Source organism: Sneathiella sp. (assembly GCF_036960985.1).
GTDB lineage: Bacteria > Pseudomonadota > Alphaproteobacteria > Sneathiellales > Sneathiellaceae > Sneathiella.
The window spans coordinates 103,314-119,920 of the sequence record NZ_JBALWD010000005.1 but is presented as its reverse complement, the minus strand read 5'-3'; the positions used below and the strand labels follow the sequence as shown (position 1 = coordinate 119,920).

Genomic DNA, 16,607 nt, shown 5'->3' with positions numbered 1-16,607 from the left:
CTAACAGAAACAGGTTTTTCCAATCCGCGTCATAAATTTTTTTCGGTTTTACAAAATCAAGGCTTGGCAGGCTATCGCGCAATTGCTATAAGCCGCCATCCCGAAAGCGTTCGGGCTACTGATCCCCGATAGCTCAGTTGGTAGAGCAGCTGACTGTTAATCAGCCTGTCGCAGGTTCGAGTCCTGCTCGGGGAGCCAATTCAAAAAGCCTCTGGAGTGCGCTTCAGAGGCTTTTTTTTCGACATAATTTGAAAGCGCAGAAAACCATGAAAACAGTTCTTCTACTGTTCATCGCAATTTTTCTAAGTGCTTGTAATACAGCCCCGAAAACACTCGCCGAAAAATGCGCTGGCTACACTCAAGATTATCGCGACAATACCGAGGTCATCACCAATAATAGAAGCGGGAATAAGCGACAACGGTTAGATGCCGACAGACGCCTAGATCTGAATATGGCCCTCAAGAACAACGCTGTGTCAGATAAATGCGATGTTTCCAATTGGCCTGCCCAACCAGACCGGGCCATTTAAGCTTATTGTTGATATTTATTCTGAACAGGCCGTTAGACTGTTACGCTCTGGTTGATCAATGTATTTCACTAACTGTTAGAGGCTTACACAAAGGCTATTTGAGAAACTGACGTTACCTACGTCCGCTGGCTCTACCGAGAAAATCTGAGATAAATAGGCATAATTGCTCATTACCAACCCTGTGCACGCAAAGATTTGACAGTCACGTCTACCTATGTTTCCTTTTACTATCAAATTTCTTAATATGAGGGAACATAATGAAAAAGCTGATAATTTTACCGCTACTCCTAACCGTCGCTGCCTGTACAACAACCCGCGATGACCGGACGTATAGTTGCGAACAACTGACCGCTGAGTATGCTGAGAACACAAAATCCGTCACCGGCTATTTTGGCGAGGGCAAGCAAAAATTCGGCCAAGGTAATGACGTGCTCAATACAAACCAGGGCATCAAAGCACGTGCCGATCGTAAAGGCTGCGATACAAAATTATGGCCCGCCCAGCAGGATGCCATGTTCTAGAAACGATATATCCACAATAACAGGGCGCCCGGTATTTGCTTCGGGCGCCATTGACCTTGTTCGTCCGTTGCCTCTAAGGTAATCAAAAGATCTTCCCTCTTTGCGAACAGGAGATAAAAGAATGCCGGAACAGGCACAGCTGGATCACGCGGTCATCAATGTTGGTTTTGATATGGACCAAGCCGCACAAATATTTTCAAATCTCGGATTTCACCTGACAGAGCGCGGATATCATTCCCTTGGCTCCATTAATCATCTGATGATGTTCGGTACCGATTATCTCGAACTTATTGGGCTGCCCGCAGAAAGCAAAGGCGCCGCTGCCGGCCGGCCGGATATTGCGGACGCGCCGTTGGGCCTGAATGGTCTCGTTTTTAAAACGGCCGGCGCACAAGCTAATCTGGATATACTGGAAAGCTTGGGGATTGCCGCCGGGCCTACAAAATCCTTTACTCGTCCAGTTGCCTTACCAGACGGCGATGTCGATGCCAGCTTCACCACAACCCACGTCAAAGGCGGAACTTTTCCAGGCGGTCGTGTTTATTTCTGTGAGCATCATACGCCAGATGTGGTTTGGCGGCCGGAATGGCAACGTCATGCCAATGGTGCTGAGGCCATCACAGATTTTGTTGTCGCCTCCACTTCTCCAATGGAAGAAGCGGAGAAATTTGCCGCTCTCCTCGAAACCGAGGTCGCAACAGATGGTCAGACAAAAACCTTGCCGCTGAATGGTGCAACACTGACGATACTGTCTCCCGAAGCCTATGCGGCGCGGTTCGGGTCTCTCGCCTGTTCTCTCAACGATCGGCCGTCGATTTTTGGCGCCCTGCAAATTCGCACGAGCAGTCTTGAAGCCGTTAGGGAGGTCCTGAAAACGCTAAAAACATCAGTACCTGTTGTCGACGAACAGACCCGTATTCTCCTGTATGAACCAACCTTCGATAGTCTGTTCGAATTCACGGAATAGTCACATTACACGTCTATATAAATACCAACATATCTAGCCAACGGAGATCATCATGGGAAATCAACAAGCCATCCGCACAAACAGCATGTCCCTTGATGAATGGCAGGCCCGCGTCGACCTTGCGGCCTGTTATCGCCTGATCGCACATTTCGGCATGGATGATCTGATTTATACCCATATCTCTGCCCGGGTTCCCGGACCAGAAGAGCATTTCCTGCTCAACCCATTTGGGTTGTTATATGAAGAAGTCACCGCTTCCAATTTGGTCAAGGTGGATTTGAACGGCAATATCATTGACCACGGCGAAGATGAGATTAACCCGGCCGGATTTATCATTCATTCCTGTGTGCATGAGGCGCGGCCGGACATAGCCTGTGTTATCCATACCCATACAGTTGCCGGTGTTGGTGTTGCAGCGCAAAGTGAAGGCCTCCTCCCGCTCAGCCAGACGGCCCTGCTTTATACCGGCCTAATCGGTTATCATGAATATGAAGGGCTCGCCCTCAATCCCGAAGAACAGACCCGCTTGCTTGCGGATCTGGGATCGGAAAAACAGATATTGTTCCTACGCAATCATGGCCTGCTCACCTGCGGCCGCAGCATCCCCGAAGCCTTTATCATGATGTATTACATTGAGCAGGCATGTCGCATGCAAATTGCGGCACAAGCTGGCAATAATGTGCATCTGCCGTCAAAGGACGTTCAGGACCTGGCCCATGCGCAAGCCATGACCGGTCTCGGCGCCCCCATTGGCTCCCGCGAATTTGCCGCTCTCAAACGCCGCCTCGACAGACTTGGCGCCGATTACGCCCGGTGATATGATCACGCTTTACTAAGATCCGGAACGGTCCGAGCAAAAGTTCGACACGTTCTGTTGGGGGACTACAAAATTTGCGCAGATCCATGACGCCATGGTTCCGAAAATTCGTCTATGGGACGACCACGCCGCTGGCCTCCATTTTTGGCAGCGGCTTTTTGGTCATCGTCGCTGTCCTGGCGGATTCAGTTGGGCCCTACGCCCTGCCCGCCATGGCCGGCATCTGCTTTGTTGCCTATGGCGTTGGCGCGATTATCCGCTTTAATATCCGATATGCAGAACCGGTACTGGAAGCCGGTAAAGCCACCGGAATAACGTCCCTATTCGAGCGCATTGCCGATATCGCTTTGGTCCCGGCCTATGTTATTTCGGTCACCCTGTACATTCGTATTCTAGCGTCTTACGGCTTGGGATTTCTCGGCAATAACACGGAATATAATCAGCGGGCCCTGACCACCGGTATCATCCTGTTCATTTTGTTTATCGGGATCACCAAAGGCCTGCGCGTGCTCGAGGGTCTGGAACGATGGGCGCTGATCACCACGATGGCCATCATTGCCTTGATGATCGTCGCCTTTTTTGTGCATGACATGGGTGTCCTGTATAATGGCGGCCTGATCCTGCCAGATATCACCGACCAATCCCTCTGGCAGATTGTCACAGTTCTGGGCGGCAGTTTGATCGTGGTCCAGGGGTTTGAAACCACCCGCTATCTTGGCGATGAATTTGACGCCCCGACCCGTATCGCTGCCAGCCGTAATGCCCAGATTGTCTCGACAATTGTCTATATCCTGCTTGTTGGCCTGGCGACACCTATCATGTATGTCCTGTCCGACGATGTTGCCGACAACGCCCTCATGGATCTGGCCATGGCCGTCGCCGTCTGGTTGCCTCTGCCGCTGGTTATCGCTGCGATTTTCAGCCAGTTCAGCGCGGCCACCGCTGATACCATCGGTGCGTCGGGCAATATGCTGGAATTCACCGGCCACAAAATTCCGGTGCGGCTCACCTATCTGATCATCTGCGGCTTCGCCATTCTCCTGACCTGGTCCGCGGAAACATTCGAAATCCTGACCCTGGCCTCCCGCGCCTTCGCCTTTTATTACTTTATGCAATGCCTTGTGGCCTTCAGCGTGGCCACAACGAACAAACAGCGCGGCGTTTTTCTACTTGCCGCCGCCGGTCTGCTCTTCATCACGATTTTCGCCGTGCCCGTTGGCTAGCCTGCCGGTTTGCCGTCGCGATACGGTGTGAGCAACGCGTAGCACATATCATGGATTGGTGTCGGCACATCGAGGCGTTTGCCTTCCGTGCAAAGCCAACCCATCGTGCTATCAATTTCCAACGGTTTGCCGCGCTCCAGATCTTCCAGCATCGACGCCCGGGTGCCCGGATCCGCATGGGTTTGGCAGAATTCTACCTGCTTTTGGGCAATATCGCCGGAGATGGCGACGCCTTTGCGCATACCGACCGCGCAGACTTCCAGCATGGCCCGCAAAAACAGGTCCTGCATTTCCGGATTGACGATCCATTGGCCCAGCGACATGCGGGTCAGGCAGCCAATAATATGAAACGGTGCCAGCACGACAAATTTTTCCCAGACAGCCGGTAACGGCTCGTCCAGCGCTTTCAGCTCCAGTCCGGCCGCCTGCAACGCCGCTGCTAGCTCGTGATGCAGAGCCATATCCCGCGGCGTGTAGGGTCCGAACACCGATCGGGTCACCTTGCCCGTATGCCGTAACTGACCCGGTGCATCGATAACCGCCGGAATATAGGTAATCCCCGCCGACACCCGGTGTTCGCCAAACAACTCCACCAGTAATTCCACGCCAGACAGGCCATTCTGAAAGCTGATAATTTCCGTCTGCGGTCCGATCATTGGCCACATATCCTCGGCGGCCTTGGCCGTATCCTGCCCTTTCACCGTGAAGATCACCGCGTCCATTTGGCCCAGCGCTTCGGCCTTGTCTGACACCCCGGCGAATTTTACCGTGACATCCCCCGTATCTGAATGAACGGACAGGCCGTCGGTCGTCAGCACCTCAAGATTTTTTCCGCGGGCCAGTACGAAAACCTCATACCCGGCCGCAACCAGTTTCGCCCCGAAGAACCCGCCAATGGCCCCCGCCCCCACAATCCCGATTTTTTTCGTCATGTTACGCTGTCTCCACAGCACGGCGGCGAGCATAGTTTTCAGCGGGCCACAGGGTTTCCTGATGATAATAAACGTCGAAGACCGCCGCTTCATTGCTCAAATTGACCCAGGGCAATTTGGAGCGGGTAAAAATATGCACGTCCGGCGGCATCCGCGATGGCTCATCCAATGTGCCTACCCGTAAATATCGCAACGCTGGTTTACGGCCATAGTCACTCCACAGCGCTGTCTGACAGCTGCTGCAATGATAGATATCGTGGGGTCCACCGCTATGCGTCGGTACGGAAATCGGCGTCAAATCGCCGCTTTTGATCTGAATATGCGCGGTTTCAATCAGCGCGTTCATGACAAAAGCACTGCCGGTCAGCCGTTGGCATTCCGTGCAATGGCAGCAATGCACAAACATCGGCGGAACCATCACCTCATATCGCACAGCGCCGCAGGCGCAACCGCCAGAATAGGTCTCAAGCATTCTCGTTCTCCTGATAGGGTCGGTTACGGTAGGAAATAAAATGTGCGGCGGCAAGCGTCAAAACTGTTCAAGCCAAAAGATCAGGCCGGGTCGACGATCACGACGCCAAGGGATTGCCGATAGAGAAAAGACACAAAGGTGATCGTCACGGCGAGAACAAAAGGCGCAATCACAAAACTGGATGTCAGGAAGATCACCAAATCTCCAAGATCGGGATTCCGAAGGGCAATCAATATTCCGGGCAGATAAAGCAAAATTGAAATCCCGACGACGGCAACGAACCCCATAAATATGGTTCCAACCAGGGGAACAATCATGTCCAGAATGCGCCGGGCAAACACACCGATCTGAAGCGGCTGATCCAGGGCAATGGCGGGGAAAAGGAAGATGAAGGGCAAAAAAGCCAGATAAACAACGGCAATCACGACAAACACGGAACTGATAGAACTCACACCAACCGCACCCGCAAGACTACGCCCCAGAAGATAACTGGTCACCACGAAGACAAGAAGTGCTGCGGCAAACTTGATTTCTCGCAGCCCGAACGCCAGACCAAATCCCATCTGCGCGCGCAAATCGGGGCGCAGGACATATCGGTGCCAAAAGACAGCAAAAATCGCGTATAAAATTTCCCTCATCACCAGAGTGAAATATTCGGTGGCAGCCAGGATACTGGTTTCCAGAAAAGCCATAATGCCCGTTATCAAAATGATCGGTACCGCCCGGATCAGACAGGACCAACGGTGCGCCAGCACAAAGCGGAACGCGTCGAACAAACAAATTGTGGGTCTCAGCTCGCTGATCATCCTATCTCCTTCGCCCTGAAAATAGGCTGCAGACACTAAAGATCGGTTAATTCGGCTGGCCCATAAAAAAACGGCGACCCAAAAGTCGCCGTCTTGTCGTCCCTATGATCGCCCTGTTAGGCTTGTTTTGCTTTGATTTTACGCCGGCGGCTCAGGAAAACGAGGCCGAGAAGTGCGGCACCAAACAGCGGCAAGGCTGCTGGAAGTGGTACGGCCGATATCTGTGTGTTGTAGACACGGAGATTACTCCAGCCCTTTGCCGCCATATTAGCAAAAAAACCGTCCTGAACAGTTTCAAAGTACCAAGCCATGGCATATTGCCCAGCATGCAAATAGTAGATTTGGCCATCAATACCGGTAGAATAGTTTTTAACTTCATTATTGTCTGTCGAAATGCTGTCAACCTGTCCGACCAGTGTCAATGCCTCTCCGAACCAGTCTGATGATTCTAGTACAAGCCGGACGGCATCGGGGCTTTGATTTGGAAACGCTTTTGACGACCGCGGTGAATACGAGAATTGGGATTTGCTGAAACCCGGTGATACAGAAAGTTCTGACCAGTTATCTTCAGGGCTTCCATCAAAGGTCATTTGCCAGTCAAGAGCATTTTTAAAATCACCACTAGGATCGCCTCGACCGTTGATGTTCCAGCATTGCCCGCCGCCTGCAGTATCCGGACAGGTAAAGCTTGCCGCCGTCGCGGAATTTGTTGCACCGAGCAGCATGGTCGCGCCAATTATGGCCGCGGCACCAAAGCCCAGTACTTTAAGTTTTATAGAAATTGCATTAATGGACATTATCGCCCCTCTCATAGATAAAAGAATTAATTACGAAATATACGCAACAATAAATGACTGAACACTCTTAGTGCAAACGAGTGCTTTCGGAATATTGAATAGTCAGCACCTGATTAGTTAGAACGGGTGCATTTTACTAATTAATCTTTTTTTAACCACAATTTTAAACAAATACAAAATAAATTTTCAAACACGGTTAACGCTAATTGCTTGAAATCAAACAATTATATTTGTGAAACGTAATAAAACTGCCAGAAAAACGGCCGATTTTGTAAATTTTCCCACATCAGTTCCACATTTTCCTCACAGAAGAACACCGCCAATCACAACATAAACGAAGCCTAAATCCCTCTAATCGCTTGTTTTTCAGAATCGGTTTAATCGATTCTGCGCGCTCCCCTCACCTGATTGCGGATTTATATCAGCGTATCGCGGGTGAATTATTGATGTTTTCACCAACGAGCGTAATAAAGGTTTCGCGGGTTTTGGAAGATTTATTATGGTTAATAAATATAGTTAATAAATATAGTTAATTATTATAGTTAATTATTATGGTTAATTTTTAGGTAAAATGCGTCAATTTCGGCGTTAGTTCTAAATGCGTAGCTGCTCGAAGCTTCGGGCGGCTTCATCGGCCAGGTCCGCGAGGTCTTCGCCGTTGGTTCCGCGATGGGCCTCAATTCTGAGGGTCATCACCTCGGATTGGTAGCGCCGGGCAAGCCGCTTTACATCCAGATCCGCCGGCAGTTCCCCTGCCGCCTTTGCGGTCTCGAAAACCGTTGCAAAATCACCTTTCAACTCGTCAAGATATCCCCGCGCCTGATCGGCGATGGCATCCTCATCCGGTGTTGCGCTGAGCAGCGTCTTGACCAGCATGCAGGCCCGACATTCTGGATCTTCTGCCGGATTCTGTCCAAGATACCGCAGATAATCCACCATCTTCCCAAGCGGTGATACATTGCCGTCAAAGCCGCTTAAAAACTCTGCCTTATTGCGCCTGTAGTAGCGTTCAAGCGCCGCGCTGAACAAGGCTTCCTTACTGGAAAAAGCCGCATAAATACTGCCCGGCTTCATGTGAAGTGCGTCTTCAAGATCTTTGAGTGATGTCGCATGATACCCTTTTTTCCAGAAAAGGCGCATGGCGGCATCCAGAGCAACATCTCGGTTATAAGGGCGTGCACGGGTCATAGCCCTATACTTAAGGCAAATTACCCCGGTTGTCTTGCAGCTTTGCCCGGCACATGATCACGTTTGAGTGATTGCTCAAAGTTACTATTGAGTGATCACTCAAAGATACCTATATCCGGTTCACCCAACACGGGCTCAAATTTATACAAACCTGGAGCAAACCATGACTGACTTTACCCTGTACACAGCTACCGACGCCCCCACCGAAGAGGGCAGATCCCTTCTCGCCAATTCAATAAAGAAATTCGGCATGATCCCCGGCCTGCATGCCGTCATGGTGGAGGCACCGGGACTATTAAAAGCCTATAATGTTGTTGGCGATTTATTCACAGACTCGAGCCTTGATGCGGATGAGGTCACTGTGGTCTGGCAAACGGTCAATGTGGAACATGACTGCCATTACTGTGTGCCCGCCCATACAGCCATTGCCAAGGGCATGGGCGTCGGTGACGAGATCAATGACGCCCTGCGCAACGAAACACCGCTACCCAATGCACGGCTGGAAGCGCTTCGCGATTTTACCCTGAGCGTCGTGCGCAATCGCGGCCATGTAGATGACGCGGGCGTCCAGGCATTTCTCGATGCCGGCTTCAGCAAGCGCCAGATACTCGAAGTGGTGCTTGGCGTCGCCCAAAAAGTAATGTCCAACTACACCAATCATCTGGCGGACACACCGGTGGATGCGCCGTTCCAGAAATTTGACTGGCAAAAAGCGGCTTGACGGCACAGGCGGACGAACTGGGTTTCGTCCGTCATTTCCCCGCACTTCTGTTACCTTGAAAATCGCGATGACGCCGACACTCTTCCTGCACCGGAGATTATTAAATGACACGCACCGTTCACCCGACTGTATTCGCCGCGCTTTGGCAATCATTCCGATCCCTGCCCGGCTGGGTTCAAATTTGGATGCTGATCTTTCTCATGCCAATAAATATGGTGAGCTTGTTCTTTTTGACCGAACCGTTGGGTTACTGGATTGCCTTCCTGGCCAATGTCGGAATGATTTTAAATCTCCCGGTCATGCTATGGTGTCGCGGATTTTCCAAGGCAATGGCCCTGCCCCATCTGATCCCGTGGACGGCATTGGTCATCCTAATCGCCTTCTACCGGCCTGACGCGTCGGCGGCGTATGATATCTATTTGTGGATTTTGCTGGCGACCAATGTGATGTCACTGGTCTTTGATTATAGGGACGCACTTCACTGGTTCCGGGGCGATCGGCACGTCGCCGGCCAGTAAGCCGGTTTCCGTGAAAAAGGCTGCCGGACGGTCAGCCTTTTTTCTGGATCACGTCAAGTGTCTTGATAACACCGCTTGTCTCGATGCTCTGCGCGTTGGTTACATCATGATCACAACCGGTTGCAAAACCCGTTTCGCAGGTTGTCGCGTTCAACAATGTCATAGCGCCGATAATCGCCGCTACACCCACTCCAAGTACTTTAAGTTTTAAAGAAACAAAATTAATAGACATCGGCCCCTCCCGAAAATTTATACACATCCATACCGCTTTTACGAACTGTCTTCTATGACCCCGGTTACAAAATGAACTTAAAATCGGATCTTTTTCACCAGTATGTCCAGTTTAACGAGTAATAAGGCAGAAATAAGGTGTCGCTCGAGCTTTTTCGCATCAATGAATTGAACCAGAAAAATTCCATGCTACTCTGGCGTCATGGAACTGTATCTCACCTTGATAATTGTCAGCCTGGGGCTGGTGGTGATCCCCGGGCCCAATGTGGCGCTGATCATCGCCAACGCCATGCGCTAGATGACTTGGTTGAGGTTGTTTGGCCGTAAGAAGTGGCCTTCGAGTGTTCACCCTTCATAATTCCTCGCAGTCTGTACAAATAGCGTGGATAAATTATTTCCACTTGTTAGATATTAAATGGCCGGAAAACGGCCATGGTTTCAGATCTATAGTCGAGGGGAAAGTAAGTGTCAGATGGCCGCGTCGTTTCTGATTATATTTAAGGTAGCGGCATAGTCGGTATCCCTGGTTGCCTTATAAATTGCTCCACAATGAAAATGCCAGGCGAGTGAATAACACTCAAATTAGTTTTAAATTACTATATATTCTATTTATACTTTAGATGAATTTGATGAATGAGTCAAGAGATTCGGCGTTTCTTCGCCGACAACCCTTTGAAATACAATGCATTATTTAAGAATTTTGAATCTTGCTCTCGAAAGCTTTACTGAGGGTTTTTCGTTCTATCGATCTCAGCCCTTGAATATAAAGTGGGATATCCATAGATTAACAGGAATATACTGGTATAAAAAACAAACCACAGATGGATCACATGGAAACGCGCAAAGATTTCGTCGACAGCATCGGCAACACCCCCCTCATTAAATTAACTGCTGCCTCGGAACTCACCGGATGTGACATCTATGGCAAAGCCGAATTTCTTAATCCAGGCGGTTCTGTCAAGGACCGGGCGGCACTTGGCATTATCAAGGATGCGGAAAAAAAGGGGTTACTCAAACCCGGCGGTATAATCGTTGAGGGAACGGCCGGTAATACAGGGATTGGTTTGGCGCTCGTCGCCAATGCAAAAGGTTACAAGACGGTCATCGTCATGCCAGAAACCCAGACGGACGAAAAGAAAGCGCTGCTGCGTTATTGCGGGGCGGATTTACGTCTGGTTCCCGCCAAACCCTATAAGGATCCGGACAACTATATCAAATATTCCGGCCGTCTGGCCGAGGAACTGAACAAAACCCATCCGCAAGGTGTGATTTGGGCGAATCAATTTGATAATGTCGCTAATCGTCAGGGACATATCGACGGTACCGGCCCGGAAATCTGGGAACAGACCGATGGCAAGGTGGATGGCTTCATCTGTGCTGTGGGCAGCGGCGGCACCCTTGCCGGCATTTCAACCGTCTTGCGCGGCCATAATCCCGACGTCAAAATCGGCCTGGCCGACCCAATGGGCGCGGCGCTGTATAACTATTATAAACATGGTGAATTGAAATCAGAAGGCAGCTCCATTACCGAGGGCATCGGCCAAGGCCGGATTACTGCCAATCTGGAAGGGTTAGAAATCGATTTTCCGTATCAAATCGATGATGTGGAAGCACTAAACGTCCTCTATGACCTGAATATCCATGAAGGCCTGCAGCTTGGCGTGTCATCCGGTATCAATGTGGCCGGGGCAATTCGCATGGCGCGAGACATGGGGCCTGGGCATACCATCGTCACCATTTTGGCCGATACAGCGCAAAAGTACTTTAGCAAATTGATGGACGTTGATATGCTTCGGGAAAAGAACCTCCCGGTCGCTCCCTGGCTGGAAGGATAAAAATCCACACTGGAGTCTGTTATGACGCTGCCCCTGTTTCGAGATGATGCCTACCTGACCACCACTGAGGCCGTTGTCACGGCTATTAACGAGGCGGGCGGCATCGTCCTCGATCAGTCCATCTTCTATCCCACAGGCGGCGGCCAGCCCGGAGACAACGGCTGGATGACCATGGCGGACGGCACTGAAATCGCTATTGTCACCGCGGTAAAAGGGGATACTCCCGACGAAATCGTCCATGTCCCGGCAGAAGGATCAATTCTGCCCGACATTGGCAGCCCGGTCGATATTGAAATCGACTGGAAAACACGCCACCGTTACATGCGCATGCATAGCTGCTTGCACCTGCTCTCTGCTGTCCTGCCCTATCCGGTGACCGGCGGTCAGGTGTCCGATGGCAAAGGCCGTCTTGATTTCGATTTACCTGAAGCCACCCTCGACAAGGAAGAAATCACAGCCCAGCTAAACCGGGTGATAGCGGGCGGTCATTCGCTGACCAGCGACTGGATCAGTGAAGAAGAACTGGACGCGCAGCCGGAATTGGTTAAAACCATGTCCGTGCAGCCACCGCGCGGTAACGGGCGTATTCGCCTGATCAAAGTTGGTGACATCGATTTGCAACCTTGCGGGGGTACACATGTACGTAATACCTCTGAAATTGGGCCCGTACGGGTCCGAAAAATAGAGAAAAAGGGTCGGCAGAACCGCCGGGTATCCCTGATATTTGATGACGAAAATACCGGATGACGAAAGAACACGCATGTCCTATGTAAATCCCAATTCCCTTGTTTCCACTGACTGGCTGGCCGAACATGCCAACGCCCCAGATGTCCGCATTGTCGATGCCTCCTGGTATATGCCTGCTGCCAACCGCAATCCACGGGCCGAATATGATGCAGCTCATATTCCAGGCACCGTCTTCTTCGATATCGACGAGATCGCGGATACCGACAACTCCCTGCCGCATATGGTGCCGAGCCCGGAAAAATTCTCCAGCCGCATGCGGAAATTGGGCCTGGGCGATGGCAACCGTATCGTGATCTATGATGGATCGGGATTGGTTAGCGCCGCCCGTGCCTGGTGGTTGATCCGACTGTTCGGCCATGAAGATGTGGCGATCCTTGATGGCGGTTTGCCGAAATGGAAAGCCGAAGGCCGTCCGCTGGAGGATTTGCCTGTCAAGCCAGCGGAACGTCATTTCACCTCCCGTATCAACAGCTTTATGCTGCGCGAGAAAGATCAGGTTCTGCGTAATATTGACAGTGCCCGCGAACAAGTTGTCGACGCCCGCTCTGCTGGCCGTTTTCTTGGAACCGACCCGGAACCCCGCGCCGGTCTGCGCGGCGGCCATATTCCCAATTCCCGTAACCTGCCGTTCACCGACCTGCTAAATGCAGGCGACAGTACAGTGCGTTCAGCCGAAGAATTATCTGCGGCATTTGCCAAAGCAGGTATTGAATTCACGCGACCGGTTATTACGTCCTGTGGGTCCGGCATCACCGCTTGTGTGCTGGCATTTGGGCTGCATTTGCTGGGCCATCGACGGGTCGCCGTGTTCGATGGTTCCTGGACTGAATGGGGCCTGGACGAAACAACACCTGTGAATACTGGACAATAAACAATGCCTATCAAGCGCCCCCCCGAACCGACATTATCGGGCAAATGGCCGGTGACGATTACTTATTTGAAGATGGAAGATCGTCCAGCCCATGCCATGCTCCCCGCTCCGGCTGCCCCCCATGCGATTATCAAGGCCGAGAACCCGACGGTGTCCTTTTACCGTTATCTGTATGATACCGTGGGACGGGACTGGGCCTGGACGGACCGCAAGAAGCTTACCGATGCGGCGCTCGAGACGATCATCACCAGCTCGACAACAGAAATTTATGTCCTCTATATCAAAGGCGTTCCCGCGGGCTTTGCCGAGCTGAATAAAGCAGATATACCTGAAGCGATTGATCTGGCGTATTTCGGCATCATGCCGGAATTTATCGGTATGAAGATGGGCCCGTATTTCCTGAGCTGGGCGTTGGAAGAAGCCTGGCGCGATGACCCTGCCACGGTGACCGTCAATACCTGTACGCTGGATCACCCGAAAGCTCTGCCGATGTATCAACGGTTCGGGTTTCAGCCGATCCGACAGCAAGAACTGGAAATCGATCCCGTTATCGAGTCCTGATCACTTTTTTGGCAAAACCCTGAGTTTTCTTGACCTCTGCGCTATATAAACATACTCTGATAAAAGGGTGCATGAATGCCCTGTTATCGGAGTGGTCCTTATGAATTCTCAAACTTCAAGGGCAAGATTGTCACGATCCACTGCCCTCGCGTTACTCGCCACACCTCTTTTCGCTTTCGCCAGTGCTGCGGCACCGCAAATTATGGCTGTCGCTTCCACCGATCTGGCGATCCCGGTGACCTGTGACGGCGGCGAATGCAGTGTGGAACTTTCTTCTATTTGCTTGCAAGAACATCGCGGCTCGCCGTATCCCGGCACGGCCTATTATGTGCATGGGGATACCAATTTCCAGCTAACAGGCATCACCGACACGGGGCAGGAAGTCAAGCTGTCTAGCGTCGACTTGAAAATCGAGGCCGCCCGTGGCCATAACGCCGTCAAAGTCGCCTTTAACGAGACGGCGCTCAAAAAATATGGGCCCATGTCTGTTCGGATCTCGGTCCCTAAAGATATGTCCATTGTGCCCCTGCCCATCGCCAACGACATCAACCCGCAAACGGACGCGGATATTGACCTGGCGACCGGCCCGTTACGGCAATTGGCCAGCAGCATTGTCGATGACAATACGCAAAAGCGCGATGCAGCGGAGCTTCTCAATCAGACGATCAATCGCCTGCCCTGGCGTGGCCGGGCCACTGACGGTGAACGGCTGGCAGCCGAAGCAGAGTATCGAGACATATTGGCGACGGCGCCCTTCTCGCAGCAAGCGAAAGACAATGCCAATGCCGTTATGAAGGAATGCTCGGTCCGCACCTATGCCGGCTCGCTTACCCTTCGCCAATGCCTTGGCAGCTGGCATGACCGGCTGATCGGCAAGCTCAATACAAAATACTGGAACCAACTGAAAACCGGCAGCTAGCCTTTTCATCCAACAAAAAAAGCCCGGTGATTTCTCACCGGGCTTTTTTGTTGTCTTGCGCGATTTAGCCGTTGTGCAGGATCTGCGACAGGAACAGTTTCGTCCGGTCACTCTGCGGATTGTCGAAGAACTCCTGCGGCGGAGCCTGTTCGATAATCTCACCGGCATCCATAAACATGACCCGATCCGCCACGGTCTTGGCAAAGCCCATTTCATGGGTCACGCAGATCATGGTCATGCCTTCTTCAGCGAGACTGATCATAGTGTCCAGAACTTCCGAAATCATTTCCGGATCGAGGGCCGACGTCGGCTCATCAAACAGCATGATCCGTGGGTTCATGCAGAGCGAGCGGGCAATCGCCACACGCTGCTGCTGGCCCCCGGAAAGCTGTCCCGGATATTTCAGCGCCTGCTCGGGGATCTTCACCCGTTCCAGGAACTTCATAGCTACAGCCTCGGCTTCCTCTTTCGGTGTTTTGCGAACCCAAATCGGCGCCAAAGTGCAGTTTTCCAAAACCGTCAAATGCGGAAAGAGATTGAAATGCTGAAACACCATTCCGACTTCACGGCGGATTTCATCAATCTTCTTCACGTCATTGGTCAGCTCTATGCCATCGACGATAATCTGTCCTTGCTGATGCTCTTCCAGACGGTTGATGCAGCGGATCATTGTCGATTTGCCGGACCCGGAAGGCCCGCAAACCACAATCTTCTCACCCCGTTCAACCGTCAGGTTGATATCTTTAAGGACATGGAATTCACCATACCATTTGTGCATCCCGATCAGTTGGATGGCAACATCTTCTTGTGTTTGAGTATTGGCAGCTTCACTCATATCTCTGCCTCCTATCTTTTATGACCGGTATGGAGTTTGTTCTCCAACCAGATGCTATAACGTGACATGCTGAAACAGAAAACCCAGAATACCATGGCAACGAAGATATATCCTTCGTTCGCCATTCCGAGCCATTCCTTATCCGTTGTGCCGGTTTTAACGATGCTCAACAGATCCAGTAGACCAATGATCAGCACCAATGTCGTATCCTTAAACAGACCGATAAAGGTGTTCACAATTGACGGGATGGATATTTTGAGCGCCTGGGGCAAAACAATCAGCCCCGTGGCTTGCCAGAAACCGAGGCCAAGGGAATTGGCTGCCTCCGTTTGTCCTTTGGGGATTGCCTGCAGACCGCCGCGCACCACTTCTGCCATATAAGCAGCAGAGAAGAGCGACATACCTACCAATGCCCGAACCAGCTTATCGAAATTCATGCCTTCGGGCAGGAACAACGGCAGCATGACCGAGGACATAAACAACACCGTGATCAACGGCACGCCGCGGATCAATTCGATAAAGCCAACACAGAGCATTCTGACGATCGGCATTTCAGACCGCCGTCCCAGTGCCAGAACAATTCCCAATGGCAACGCCACGAAAATCGACACCGACGCCAAAACCAGAGTCAGGAACAATCCACCCCACTCAGATGTTTCAACGGTCGGTAAACCGAAATAACCACCTGAGAACAGGAAGTAGCAAAGCACCGGATAGATGGCGAACATGTAAACAGCTGGCCATTTCTTGTTCTTCACCCAATCTGACAGGATCGCAAAGATGCCGATGGCCCCAAGAACATAGCCAACATCGACGCGCCAGCGTTCTTCCACAGGGTAGAAACCATACATGATCTGCCCAAATCGCGCCTTGATAAAGACCCAGCACGCCCCGGTATCCGTGCAATCAGCTCGGGTTTCCCCGGCGAAATTCGCATTGATGACCGTATAGGACAGGAAGTTAGTGATTGCGACATAGGCCACATAAATGGAAACCAGGGTCAATATTATGTTCAACGGTGTGGAAAAAAGGTTTTTCCTCATCCAGCCAATAACGCCCGCTTCTGACACCGGCGGTGGCAGGTCGGGATGACGATCTGTTTTTACTATAGCCATC

At 51.4% G+C, this 16,607-nt stretch carries 21 protein-coding genes and 1 tRNA gene; 14 read left to right on the top strand and 8 right to left on the bottom strand.

Features of this window, described 5'->3' with window-relative positions; translation table 11 throughout:
- The first annotated feature begins 122 nt into the window (after positions 1-122).
- The 6 genes from V7723_RS04510 (at position 123) to V7723_RS04485 (ending at position 4,058) form a co-directional block, all read left to right on the top strand.
- A tRNA-Asn gene (locus V7723_RS04510) sits at positions 123-198 on the top strand.
- Between the two features lie 68 nt (positions 199-266).
- Positions 267-530, top strand: coding sequence for a hypothetical protein (locus tag V7723_RS04505; RefSeq protein ID WP_335683242.1), 264 nt, complete (start codon positions 267-269; stop codon positions 528-530).
- Positions 531-787: 257 nt separating this feature from the next.
- Entirely contained in the window at positions 788-1,051 is a 264-nt protein-coding gene (locus V7723_RS04500) for a hypothetical protein (protein ID WP_335683241.1), read from the top strand.
- Between the two features lie 121 nt (positions 1,052-1,172).
- Entirely contained in the window at positions 1,173-2,018 is an 846-nt protein-coding gene (locus V7723_RS04495; protein ID WP_335683240.1) for a VOC family protein, read from the top strand.
- 52 nt (positions 2,019-2,070) lie between these two features.
- Positions 2,071-2,835: a class II aldolase/adducin family protein gene (locus tag V7723_RS04490; protein ID WP_335683239.1), complete on the top strand. Its 765-nt coding sequence runs from the start codon at positions 2,071-2,073 to the stop codon at positions 2,833-2,835.
- Positions 2,836-2,909: 74 nt separating this feature from the next.
- Entirely contained in the window at positions 2,910-4,058 is a 1,149-nt protein-coding gene (locus V7723_RS04485) for a hypothetical protein (protein WP_335683238.1), read from the top strand.
- Here V7723_RS04485 and V7723_RS04480 read toward each other — a convergent pair.
- The 5 genes from V7723_RS04480 to V7723_RS04460 form a co-directional block, all read right to left on the bottom strand.
- Positions 4,055-4,990 carry a ketopantoate reductase family protein gene (locus V7723_RS04480; RefSeq protein ID WP_335683237.1) on the bottom strand — a complete coding sequence of 312 codons (936 nt, stop codon included), beginning with the start codon at positions 4,988-4,990 and terminating at the stop codon, positions 4,055-4,057. The genes V7723_RS04485 and V7723_RS04480 overlap by 4 nt on opposite strands.
- A gap of 1 nt (position 4,991) precedes the next feature.
- Entirely contained in the window at positions 4,992-5,462 is a 471-nt protein-coding gene (locus tag V7723_RS04475) for a GFA family protein (protein ID WP_335683236.1), read from the bottom strand.
- A gap of 80 nt (positions 5,463-5,542) precedes the next feature.
- Positions 5,543-6,268 (bottom strand): hypothetical protein, encoded by a 726-nt coding sequence (locus tag V7723_RS04470; RefSeq protein WP_335683235.1) that lies wholly within the window; start codon positions 6,266-6,268, stop codon positions 5,543-5,545.
- Positions 6,269-6,384: 116 nt separating this feature from the next.
- Positions 6,385-7,065: a VPLPA-CTERM sorting domain-containing protein gene (locus V7723_RS04465; RefSeq protein ID WP_335683234.1), complete on the bottom strand. Its 681-nt coding sequence runs from the start codon at positions 7,063-7,065 to the stop codon at positions 6,385-6,387.
- 594 nt (positions 7,066-7,659) lie between these two features.
- The gene (locus V7723_RS04460; RefSeq protein ID WP_335683233.1) at positions 7,660-8,253 is read right to left on the bottom strand and encodes a TetR/AcrR family transcriptional regulator; all 594 of its coding nucleotides are present in this window, start codon (positions 8,251-8,253) and stop codon (positions 7,660-7,662) included.
- Positions 8,254-8,416: 163 nt separating this feature from the next.
- Here V7723_RS04460 and V7723_RS04455 point away from each other — a divergent pair, with 163 nt between their 5' ends.
- Positions 8,417-8,974: a carboxymuconolactone decarboxylase family protein gene (locus tag V7723_RS04455; protein ID WP_443024187.1), complete on the top strand. Its 558-nt coding sequence runs from the start codon at positions 8,417-8,419 to the stop codon at positions 8,972-8,974.
- Between the two features lie 104 nt (positions 8,975-9,078).
- Positions 9,079-9,492 (top strand): hypothetical protein, encoded by a 414-nt coding sequence (locus tag V7723_RS04450; RefSeq protein WP_335683231.1) that lies wholly within the window; start codon positions 9,079-9,081, stop codon positions 9,490-9,492.
- Positions 9,493-9,523: 31 nt separating this feature from the next.
- Here the strand turns inward: V7723_RS04450 and V7723_RS04445 are convergent, their stop codons facing one another.
- Entirely contained in the window at positions 9,524-9,724 is a 201-nt protein-coding gene (locus V7723_RS04445; protein WP_335683230.1) for a hypothetical protein, read from the bottom strand.
- Positions 9,725-9,861: 137 nt separating this feature from the next.
- On the opposite strand from V7723_RS04445, the gene V7723_RS04440 reads away from it, so the two are divergent.
- The 6 genes from V7723_RS04440 to V7723_RS04415 all read left to right on the top strand — a co-directional run bounded on the left by V7723_RS04440 (position 9,862) and on the right by V7723_RS04415 (position 14,656).
- Positions 9,862-10,050, top strand: coding sequence for a hypothetical protein (locus V7723_RS04440; protein ID WP_335683229.1), 189 nt, complete (start codon positions 9,862-9,864; stop codon positions 10,048-10,050).
- A gap of 503 nt (positions 10,051-10,553) precedes the next feature.
- Positions 10,554-11,558, top strand: a complete 1,005-nt coding sequence (locus V7723_RS04435) for a cysteine synthase A (protein WP_335683228.1) — start codon at positions 10,554-10,556, stop codon at positions 11,556-11,558.
- 21 nt (positions 11,559-11,579) lie between these two features.
- Positions 11,580-12,305 (top strand): alanyl-tRNA editing protein, encoded by a 726-nt coding sequence (locus V7723_RS04430; protein WP_335683227.1) that lies wholly within the window; start codon positions 11,580-11,582, stop codon positions 12,303-12,305.
- On the top strand, positions 12,286-13,176 hold the full coding sequence (gene sseA / locus V7723_RS04425; protein ID WP_335683226.1) for a 3-mercaptopyruvate sulfurtransferase: 891 nt from the start codon (positions 12,286-12,288) through the stop codon (positions 13,174-13,176). The genes V7723_RS04430 and sseA overlap by 20 nt, the downstream gene beginning before the upstream one ends.
- A 3-nt stretch (positions 13,177-13,179) precedes the next feature.
- A complete protein-coding gene (locus V7723_RS04420; RefSeq protein WP_335683225.1) occupies positions 13,180-13,737 on the top strand; it encodes a GNAT family N-acetyltransferase in 558 nt (185 codons plus the stop codon).
- Between the two features lie 100 nt (positions 13,738-13,837).
- On the top strand, positions 13,838-14,656 hold the full coding sequence (locus V7723_RS04415; protein WP_335683224.1) for a hypothetical protein: 819 nt from the start codon (positions 13,838-13,840) through the stop codon (positions 14,654-14,656).
- Positions 14,657-14,720: 64 nt separating this feature from the next.
- On the opposite strand, the gene V7723_RS04410 is transcribed toward V7723_RS04415, so the two are convergent.
- Positions 14,721-15,491 (bottom strand): amino acid ABC transporter ATP-binding protein, encoded by a 771-nt coding sequence (locus V7723_RS04410; protein WP_335683223.1) that lies wholly within the window; start codon positions 15,489-15,491, stop codon positions 14,721-14,723.
- Positions 15,492-15,502: 11 nt separating this feature from the next.
- Positions 15,503-16,606, bottom strand: coding sequence for an amino acid ABC transporter permease (locus V7723_RS04405; RefSeq protein WP_335683222.1), 1,104 nt, complete (start codon positions 16,604-16,606; stop codon positions 15,503-15,505).
- Position 16,607: the final 1 nt, after the last annotated feature.